Source organism: Virgibacillus sp., assembly GCF_013393565.1.
GTDB classification, from domain to species: Bacteria; Bacillota; Bacilli; order Bacillales; family Amphibacillaceae; genus Virgibacillus; species Virgibacillus dokdonensis.
On the sequence record NZ_JABXHF010000109.1, the window covers coordinates 1 to 8,381 of the forward strand.

Annotated in this window: 9 protein-coding genes and 2 pseudogenes; 4 read left to right on the forward strand and 7 right to left on the reverse strand. The window is 36.0% G+C overall.

The window, feature by feature from the left end:
* Window positions 1-120: 120 nt before the first annotated feature.
* The 3 genes and pseudogenes from HLX49_RS16560 to HLX49_RS16570 form a co-directional block, all read right to left on the reverse strand.
* Entirely contained in the window at window positions 121-858 is a 738-nt protein-coding gene (locus HLX49_RS16560) for an SDR family NAD(P)-dependent oxidoreductase (RefSeq protein WP_296363267.1), read from the reverse strand.
* Window positions 859-1,164: 306 nt separating this feature from the next.
* Window positions 1,165-1,668, reverse strand: coding sequence for a DUF4188 domain-containing protein (locus tag HLX49_RS16565; RefSeq protein ID WP_296363270.1), 504 nt, complete (start codon window positions 1,666-1,668; stop codon window positions 1,165-1,167).
* 221 nt (window positions 1,669-1,889) lie between these two features.
* Window positions 1,890-2,431, reverse strand: a pseudogene (locus HLX49_RS16570) (PadR family transcriptional regulator).
* Between the two features lie 144 nt (window positions 2,432-2,575).
* Between HLX49_RS16570 and HLX49_RS16575 the strand changes: the two are divergent.
* Window positions 2,576-2,923: a hypothetical protein gene (locus HLX49_RS16575; protein WP_296363272.1), complete on the forward strand. Its 348-nt coding sequence runs from the start codon at window positions 2,576-2,578 to the stop codon at window positions 2,921-2,923.
* Window positions 2,924-3,004: 81 nt separating this feature from the next.
* A complete protein-coding gene (gene rlmH / locus HLX49_RS16580) occupies window positions 3,005-3,484 on the forward strand; it encodes a 23S rRNA (pseudouridine(1915)-N(3))-methyltransferase RlmH (RefSeq protein WP_296363274.1) in 480 nt (159 codons plus the stop codon).
* Here the strand turns inward: rlmH (HLX49_RS16580) and HLX49_RS16585 are convergent.
* The 3 genes from HLX49_RS16585 to HLX49_RS16595 are packed head-to-tail and all read right to left on the reverse strand — an operon-like array spanning window position 3,377 to window position 5,954.
* Complete coding sequence (locus HLX49_RS16585; RefSeq protein ID WP_296363276.1) at window positions 3,377-5,143, reverse strand: recombinase family protein; 1,767 nt, start codon at window positions 5,141-5,143, stop codon at window positions 3,377-3,379. The two genes, rlmH (HLX49_RS16580) and HLX49_RS16585, sit on opposite strands and share 108 nt — an antisense overlap.
* The gene (locus HLX49_RS16590; protein WP_296363279.1) at window positions 5,127-5,273 is read right to left on the reverse strand and encodes a hypothetical protein; all 147 of its coding nucleotides are present in this window, start codon (window positions 5,271-5,273) and stop codon (window positions 5,127-5,129) included. Before HLX49_RS16590 ends, HLX49_RS16585 begins: the two co-directional genes overlap by 17 nt.
* A 3-nt stretch (window positions 5,274-5,276) precedes the next feature.
* Window positions 5,277-5,954, reverse strand: a complete 678-nt coding sequence (locus HLX49_RS16595) for a helix-turn-helix transcriptional regulator (protein WP_296363282.1) — start codon at window positions 5,952-5,954, stop codon at window positions 5,277-5,279.
* A gap of 195 nt (window positions 5,955-6,149) precedes the next feature.
* Here HLX49_RS16595 and HLX49_RS16600 point away from each other — a divergent pair, with 195 nt between their 5' ends.
* Together HLX49_RS16600 and rlmH (HLX49_RS16605) are read left to right on the forward strand one after the other, a co-directional pair.
* On the forward strand, window positions 6,150-7,214 hold the full coding sequence (locus HLX49_RS16600) for a hypothetical protein (RefSeq protein ID WP_296363283.1): 1,065 nt from the start codon (window positions 6,150-6,152) through the stop codon (window positions 7,212-7,214).
* A 21-nt stretch (window positions 7,215-7,235) separates the two neighbouring features.
* Window positions 7,236-7,715: a 23S rRNA (pseudouridine(1915)-N(3))-methyltransferase RlmH gene (gene rlmH / locus HLX49_RS16605; protein WP_296363284.1), complete on the forward strand. Its 480-nt coding sequence runs from the start codon at window positions 7,236-7,238 to the stop codon at window positions 7,713-7,715.
* A 297-nt stretch (window positions 7,716-8,012) separates the two neighbouring features.
* Here the strand turns inward: rlmH (HLX49_RS16605) and HLX49_RS16610 are convergent.
* A pseudogene (locus HLX49_RS16610) lies at window positions 8,013-8,252 on the reverse strand (JAB domain-containing protein); the annotation flags it as partial.
* Between the last annotated feature and the right edge of the window lie 129 nt (window positions 8,253-8,381).

Below are 8,381 nucleotides of genomic sequence, written 5' to 3' on the forward strand. Positions count from 1 at the left end.
CAGTTCTGTTTTGGTAAGATGGGTGTAGGACATGTCAGATACACTCTCCTTAACTTTGGTTGGTTATTCGTTGAGTATATCATGACATGTCTTTTTTGGTGTCTCGCTTAATTTTACAATCTAGGTTTCTTTATTTATCCAACCTGTATCCGTTGGACCTGGATCAATAGAATTAACCGTTATGCCAATGGGAGCTAGAGCAACGGATAATGGCTCTGTAGCAGGAATAGTCATCCCTTTTGTAGCAATATAAGCTATATTATTTGGGTCTGGCCCTCTAGAGACGAGATTGATAATCCGGCCTTCTTTCTCGTTGGGAAATTGCTGTTCATATCTTTTAGCAAATTCAACCGCTAATAAAAGGGTTCCGCGATTATTCACTTGATAATGGTTATCTAGATTTTCTGAAGTTAACGTATGGAAATTCGTTGGAGCTTCGTAGGTTGCGTTATTGACTAAAATGGAAGCAGTACCTAATTTACTATGGGCCGTATTTAGCAAGTTGTTTGGGGATTCTTCTAGGCTTAAGTCTAACTCCATGTGATCAGAACGCACTCCAAAGCTATTTATTTTTTCACAAAGCTTACTAGGAAAATCTCTTTCCAATCTTCCTTCCGCTTCATCAAATGGAGACCAGTACGTGAAAAAGATGTCAGCTCCTGCTTTTGCAAGAGACAAACATGTTGCAGCTCCAATACCTTTCGAATAACTAACTCCAGTTACAATAGCGATTTTGTCAGTTAAGTTTTCATCGTTCTCCTCCAATTGGAAGGTACGTACATAGGAAGTGCTTTTAGGAAATATGTTGTACGACTTAACATGTAAAATTTCAGGTGAATTATGTAAGGTAGTTGCCATCTCGATGTGAAATGTTTCGTTTAAAAGGTTTTTCTAGAAATTACTACGTTATGGTTGATTGTATCATGTAAGATACAGTATTATGTGTGGAATAAAATACTAGGGGAAGAAAATAGAACCTCACTCTCGTATGTCATAAAGAGGTTTTCAAGCCAAACCTTTGTGACGCTTAACCATATGAGCAAGTAAAAGTCCCGTAAACAGATTGATGTAAGCATACCCACAACCTACCGAAGGAAAAGATGTGATATTCCTGTAGGAACAACTCGCAAGCTTTGATTTAGTACATCAGCAAGCTGTTCCACTTTACTTCCAAGCATTTATTTGGTTAACTGCATCCTGTGTCAAACGCTGCTTAGCCGTTGTACGTTTAGGAGAAACAGGTATATGTTCGTTTGCCTTTGCTAAACCGTATAACGGCATATTCGCATAAATCGCTTCATAATTACCTTTTGGTACGACGTATGTCTCATGATAGATACCAACCGCATTTGTATGGCTTGCTTTTTGGTTAAACCGTTTCCAGGCAGCTAGATGTTGTTTCCCCTTTGCATAGGCAAGCAAATCTTCGGTAGACCGCCAATATTGCACCATCAACGTCGTGCGCAGGCCAAAATAACTTTCCATAGATAAAAAGCCTAACGTATCTTTATATGTGTAAAGTTCTTTAATCATCCGCGGCATTGCTAAAAAGACGGGAAGCCATTTATGTACAGCTAATCTACGGTTAACCCGCATCCCTATTAAAAACACAACAATATCTTCTTCATTTTCTGTGGTATAACGACCAGAGTAGACCTGTTTTATCATGATATCCTCTCTCCCCTCTACAGTATATGGAGGCGTTATGATATTGCCTATTGCTTCTAACTTTTCTATAGGTTAAATGAAGCCTCTTTACTCGCACCCCGCCCCCAGTGATCACGCTTTTCTCGAAGCAATCGCATCTTGCTTTTCAAGTCATCTTTGTGCTGAATAAGAAATTAAGCTTTTCGAAAGAGCCCAGAAAAGAAGTTATAACTAAAGCCAGTTTACTTTATTTTTTCTATGGTAGCTTCACACCATTCTATAGCAGCCTTGGTTGTCCGCTTTCCATAGTCTAGTGTATACAGCCAATAAGTAGCATCAGGGTTTTGAGAATAATTAGTGCCTATCATTTCTTCAATCGCTTCGTAGGTGTCTATTTTCTTCTGTAATTCTTCTTTATAATGACGTATCAACGATTGCGTCTGGTCTGCAGGCTGATGTCTACTAAAAAACAATTTCAAAAGCACTTCGTTACGCTCATTAGCAATATGCTGCAATGGCTCTTTCAACCAGTTCTTTAACACCTCTTCCCCCTTGGTAGTAAGGAAATATTCCTTTCGATCTGGTTTCCCATCCTGTGAAATGACCTTAACGGTTGCTAAGCCATCGGTAACTAACGTTTTTAGATTCGGGTAAATTTGCCCATAACTAATTTTCCAAAAATGATTTAAGCTCTGATCCATCCGTTGTTTGATTTATAACCTGTGCGACAATCTAAAGTCAAAATTCCAAGCAGCACATAGGTACTATTGTTATACGTTTTCAAAGAAATCTTCCTATCTATTTGATATATATCATTTGGATATATAATACACGAATTACTTAAAAACGGAAAGTGTTTTCTGAAAAAACAATTTGTTTGAATGCATCTTTGTTATAATGGAAGAAAAGTGTGGGATGGAGGGTTAGCATGCGTTTATTTTCTACAGGATTGCTTGAAGCGGTTCGTGCGCTGTTCATCTTTGTAGTACTTTATTTCGTATTTGGAGCGATAAGCAATTACTTTTTAGAAATATTCACGAACAGGCCGATCGCTCAGTTGACGGAAGTATATCCATATTTGATGTACTTTTTAGCGCTACAAGCCATAGGCATTGCCATCCTTATTTTTGTCGTATACCGAAATAAGTTCCAATTCACTGGATGGTTCAAAGTAAAGCGAGTAAAGCCGCTGTCTCAAACAACAACCCGAGTGCTTGTAGTCATTAGTGTAATTGCTATTATAGCTCTGTATATTGCAGTGGGTTTTAGTTTGTAGGAGTGAAGAGAAGAAATTTTAGCAAAAAGCACGGTCAGTTATGGTAAACTAAAGAAAAAATCTGTGAGGACGTTACGCATTATGAAAATTACCATTGTATCAGTAGGAAAATTAAAAGAAAAATATTTAAAGCAAGGCATACAAGAATATTTAAAACGTTTAAGCACGTACGCAAAAGTAGATATCGTGGAAGTAGCTGATGAAAAAGCCCCGGAAAACTTAAGTGAAGCGCAAATGTTACATGTGAAACAAAAAGAAGGGGAGCGCATTTTAAGCCATATTCATCCAGACACATTTGTTGTCACGTTAGAAATTAACGGCAACATGCTTACTTCAGAGCAATTTGCCAGCAAATTGGATGAACTCGCCACCTATGGGAAAAGCAAAATAGCCTTTGTCGTTGGTGGGTCACTTGGAATCAGTGCAGAGGTACAACATAGAAGTAATTTTGCTCTATCCTTTTCGAAAATGACTTTTCCACATCAGGTGATGCGGTTGATTCTGTTGGAACAGGTGTATAGGGCGTTTCGGATTAATCGGGGAGAACCGTACATCTTTTAAGGGTAAAATGTTAAGCGAATCCATCATTTCGCTCAACATTTTACCATCCTTTTTTTCGAGCATCCAACTCTCCACGGGCTCAATATAATCCATACCAACTGCATCCAATAACTCCAACGACTGTTTCTCTAATCCTTCCAATGTAAAGTCAAAGTGTAGATTTATTTTCTCAATGTGTCTTCCAACTCGACGTGGTGCCTCTTTATTAATCTCTATATCTTTAATGATTAAGCGGAGTAATGCCTTTTGTCTTGCAGGCTCTGCCTCTTTCATGACTTTTTCAAAATTTGTTAAGAGATGACGTAATGCTTGAGCATCTATAGGTGCTGTATCACATTCACCTAATTCAGTATTTAATGCTTCAAGTTTGTTTTGAAGGTCTTCCTGTTCTTCAGTAAGACTTGTTAATTTTGGTTTGAAGATTGCTACTAATGAAGGATCATCCATTAACTGATCCGTTATGTTGTTAATCCGAACTTCTACCTTATTTAGCTTAGATTGTAACACCTTAATCTCATCGTTTATTGGAGTTTCTGCTTCACTACGGTTCTTATTCACATTATCAATAATTTGATTTAATACATATGGTTCAGAGACAATTCGTTTTAATTCATCCATCACTTGCTGTTCCGCACGATCTGAGCGAATGGAATGGGCACTACATGCTTTGCTACCTTTATTGTGGAATAGTCCACATACATAGTAGCGGTACTTTTTTCCCTTTGAACCTTTCGATGATGCCGAGACCATACCATATCCGCATTTAGGGCATCTAAGAAGACTGTTTAATATGTATGGTTTGTTGGATTGTGCTGGCTTAATAGATCGCTTTGTACGGATTTGTTGTACTCTTTCCCATTGCTCCTTAGAAATAATGGCTTCGTGTTTGCCATCCGATAAGATATAATCTTTGTTGATCCCCTTTCGATGCTTTTCCGCCCAATCCTGATATTTATTGTATCTTATTAGGCCAATGTAAATGGGGTTGTCTAAGATTGTTTTGATGGTGTTTATAGAAAAATCACATCCTCGTTTTGTTTTATAGCCCATAGCATTTATTCGGCTTACAATCGCCTTATAACCTAGGTCTTGTTCCGCATAATCAAAAGTTAAGCGGATTATGTGTTCTTCTTCTTCATTGATTACCAATTCTTTATTGACGCTATCATACCCTAACACTCTACCTCCATTATGGTAGCCCTCCTTAGCACGTTGAACCATTCCCATTTTACCACGATCAATGATTGAATTACGTTCATATTCTGAGAAGTTACTCATCATTTGAAAGACCATTTTACCCATTGGCGTTGCAATATCAAAGTTTTCCTTAAGACTGTTTAAGCTAATATTTGCTTGTTCACAACGTTCAGCGATTTCTAAAGCATCCTTTGATTTACGGGAAATTCGATCTATCTTATATACAATAACAGAACTGAATATATTAGCATCAATATCATTTAGCATTTGTTTCATTCTGGGTCTTCCAGAAATGTTCTTTCCACTAACACCTTCATCAACATATCTCGCAACAATCTCCATATTGTTGTTTTTTGCATACGCTTCTATTTCTGCAATTTGTGCTTGAATGCTATATCCTTCTGAAGCTTGTTCTTCTGTACTAACACGGGCATATAATGCAGCTTTAATCGTATTTTTCATGTTCTTTTTCTCCTTTCTTATTTTCAGCAAGAGTGTCATGAATCAATTCTGAAATTGCTCTTATGAATTGGTGTTTATCGTTTGTATTTTCTCGAATCCATTTAGATATATTTTCATTTGAATTAGACATAGATTATTTACCATCCTCTTGTGTAAGCATTTCGTTAATGAAGGTTTGAATGACATCTTTAGATACATATGGATTTGATCCTTCAGAGATTCGATATAAGCTTGTTGCATACTCGAATGGGCTTTTCTTTTTAAACAGCTCTTCCAATTGAAGAGAGGATTTTGTCTGATGTAGATCAATCTCATAAATGAACCTTGATAGTAATTGAACGATGTCCACATCATCTATAATGTTACTTATTTCTTCGTTGAGTAATAATCGAACATTGCTTTCCCCCTTTCTTTCATATAGAACTATACCGAGTGCCTTCTCAGGATCATTATTTATTTCTATATCCTCCATCCCATCTAAATCAACTGTTCTTTCAATCTTTGTAGGATGACCAATGTTAAATAACTCTTCTTCAGACTCATAAAATTCATCAGTAACAGCTTCTAATTGTACGCCATATTCTTTAGTTAATTGATTAATAAGATAAAAGGATGGCTTTTTTGATTCCCCTCTTTCGACAGCAGTTATACTTTGTGGGGAAACCCCAATGCGTTTAGCAATTGCGGGTGTGGAATAATCTACTTTTGGTTGGAGTGCCTTTAATTCATTACGGAAATATTTAAGTCGCTCACCAATTGATTTACGTTTCAGGAGCTGGAACTCAATAGAATCAATATTGCGATTAGACATAGCATCAACACCTCTTTTTATTTTTCTTTACTTCATTATACTACTTTGATAACATAAAAACAAATAAAACAAAAGAACTATTATATTTGTTTTTATTGATGTGCTCTATGGCTATTCGAACTGATGGACATGTAATTTAGTTTGGGTACAGTCGTATCAATGAATTTAGCAATAAAAATACAATGAGGTGAAACCATGCAAACGAGGTTTAATCAAACGATACTGAATAAGCAGTTTATGTCACATCCTACATTGAGTAAAATCATCCATAAATCTAATATCGGAGCACGCTCTCCTTATGATGGAATTACACTATACTCGAATGATATAGTTTCAAGAGAGTTTTGGGATTTAGTTAGTCCAGCGAAATATATAAATTACTCGTTGAATGCGAAGGATAATGGATATTATAGATACTTATTACATCATCAACTCTTTGTCATTAAATGGGGAAGTAGGTATAGACAACAATCCAACACGGTTATCAAAATAAACCCTCACAAAAATCTTATGACGCCAATTGAATTGTTGGATATGGTGTCACTTATTCTAGGGGATTATGAAAATGCTATGGTAGGTACTTGGGATGAACAAATTGATATAACAGAGTATAATTCACATGAGGTGGCAAAAAGACTATGGGTTTCATATCTAAGAGAAGATCCTTATAATCCACCGCAGTCAAATAGCACATATTATTACAATCAGCGTTATGGAAGTCAGACGAAGGTATATAATAAAGCAAAAGAATTGGGTATACATCAACAATTAACACGAATTGAAAAGAAGCATAAAGTCCAGAAAAAACACAGGACAACATTAGTAGATTTTTTACTTGATGAACGTGTGGATGTACTTAAGAACGTAAGAATGGTTGATATTGATCTGTTGGATGGACGTAAGAAAGTAAAAAGGTTAATCAACGCTGAGAAAACATTGATGCATGCTTATAGAGATTTATCGAGTGCAGAAAAGAAACAATTCAAGAGGCATCAAGCATATATCAACCCATGTATAGATATACACAGCATCTTGAGATCGAACATTGAGAAGTGGATGTTAACATCAAGGTTGTTACGTTTGAAAATCATTGTTGATCAAGTTTCGGATACCTGGAAGCATACAGAAAGAGTGGCATTAATACCACAAATGGTAAATCCAATTTCAGTAAAGAAAAATATTCAGTTAATAGGTTGGACTATTAATAAAAGAGAGGCATTATACCAGAGCGCTATGTCTGTACCATATGAGTTCACTTAAGAGAAGAAAGGAAGGAATTACATGCAAATACAAATTGTAAGTGTAGGTAAAGTAAAAGAAAAGTATATAAAGCTTGGGATTGCTGAGTTTGAAAAAAGATTACGCCCATATTGTAAATTAACATTGGATGAAGTAAGTGATGAGCAAGCTCCGGAACAATTAAGTGATAAGGAATTGCATCAAGTGAAACAAAAGGAAGGAGAGCGTATTTTAAACAAGATTAAGCCTACCCAATATGTGGTTGCACTTGATTTACAAGGAGATAACTGGTCTTCAGAACAGTTGGCTAGTGAAATGAACAAGCTTAGTATCCATGGAAAGAGTCAAATATCGTTTGTTATAGGTGGCTCAAATGGATTAAGTGATGATGTCCTAAAACGTGCTGATAAAAAATTATCATTCTCAAAAATGACATTTCCTCATCAGCTAATGAAACTTATATTAATGGAACAAATCTATCGAGCGTTCAAGATACAGAAAAATGAGCCATACCATAAATGATTATTAGGAGTAGGTAGGGTGTCTTTTTTGCTAAAATATAAAAAACTTTGAATTCAATGTTACAATTAGCACTTTTTATGGATATATACATAGTAGTTGGGGGAATCAAATGTTAGTAAAACTTGTATGTCAATTAAGGTAATAATAAGAATGGTGTTGTATCAGGGGTTACAGGGCATTTATACAGGTGTTCAACAAAAAAGAGTTGAATTTATTAAGCTTTAGCCCGTAAAATTATTTTAATGAAAAGTCAGTGATTGTGTCCTTTTCCACACAATCACTGACCATTATCCTATTTTATAGATAACCTTTTTCTTTCAAACTAATATATTTTTCATGACCGACAATGAGATGATCAAGGACTTCGATGCCTGTGACTTTACCAACTTCAGATAATCTTTTAGTAACATGGATATCTTCCTGACTTGGTGATGTATCGCCGCTTGGATGGTTATGAGCTACTATCGCACTTGCACAGCTACGACGGATCAAGGATTTAAAAACCTCTCGTGGATGCACGATAGATGAGTTGAGTGAACGAGAGTGTAAAAAGTTTTGTGTAAATGGATATACTTTCCAATAAGGAGATGATCATTTATGCAAGACTTTTTTCATGACAAAACCATTAAAGATTTGGTAAAAGAATGTCGTACTGTAGAAGATGTA